A 930-nucleotide genomic window follows, 5' to 3' on the forward strand; every position below is an offset into this window, starting at 1 on the left:
TCGATGCAATAGTGCACCAGCTTCGGGTCGGTGGACTCGATCAGTTCGCGATGGTTGGGCAGGTTGATGGCGCAGAAGAATTCGTTGTGCAGGCCGATCTTCACCCCGTGATCGGTGGCATAGCGACCGATCTCGTTCATCACCTTGGCGCATTGCTGCACCTCTTCGCGGCTCAGCGGTCCGCAGCCGTGATAGTTCTGCGTCGGGCAGGTGTTCATATAGCTGCCGCCGAAACGCACGATGGTATCGACCGCCTCGCGGCCCGCGCGGACCGCCTCGTCGAAATGCCCCGGATCGTGCGAGGCGTGCGCACCGTGGAACATGCCGATCACGCTCACGCCGCGGTCCTTGGCAAAGGCGGTGAAGTTCTCGGGCGATCCGAACAGCGGCAGGATGTCGGCGAGATCCCAGGGCGCGATCTCGATTCCGTCAAACCCGAGCGCAGCCTGGTATTTCAGGATCGTGTCCCAATCCGAATAATAGGCGGTATTGGTCTTGTCCTCGTAATAGAATTCCCGGAAATTCTCGATCCGGCGATAGGGGATCGACTTCCAGTGGCACATGTTGGCGTAGCGGATATTGGGCATGTCGGAAGGCTCCGTCCGGATCAGTTGGGCAGTTGGTCGAGAAGCGCGCGGGTGCGCAGCAGCGCGCGGAAGGGATCGCGCGTCTGCCGGGCGCTCATCACGACCGGCCCCTGATAGCCGAGCCGATCGAGCAGCGAGACGATCCCGGCCAGATCGACCGAACCCGTGCCCGGATCACGATACACCTGCGTGGCGCGGTGCTCGGGGAATTCGGGATTGGCGGTTTTCCAGGTTTCGTGCGTATCGACAAAGGCGGTGTCGGTCAGATGGACGACGCCGATCCGGTGCTGATGCGCCTCGATAAAGGCCGCGGGATCGATTCCGGCGATCGTCAGGCTCGCAG

At 62.2% G+C, this 930-nt stretch carries 1 protein-coding gene and 1 pseudogene; both read right to left on the minus strand.

Features of this window, described 5'->3' with window-relative positions; genetic code table 11:
• The coding region (locus DM995_RS20420) for a sugar phosphate isomerase/epimerase family protein (protein WP_157973438.1) at positions 1-587 on the minus strand (587 nt) is incomplete at its 3' end.
• 20 nt (positions 588-607) lie between these two features.
• Positions 608-930 (minus strand): annotated as a pseudogene (locus tag DM995_RS20425) (sugar phosphate isomerase/epimerase family protein); the annotation flags it as partial.

The sequence above is a fragment of the Blastomonas sp. UPD001 genome, from assembly GCF_003426715.1.
In the GTDB taxonomy this organism is placed as follows: domain Bacteria; phylum Pseudomonadota; class Alphaproteobacteria; order Sphingomonadales; family Sphingomonadaceae; genus Blastomonas.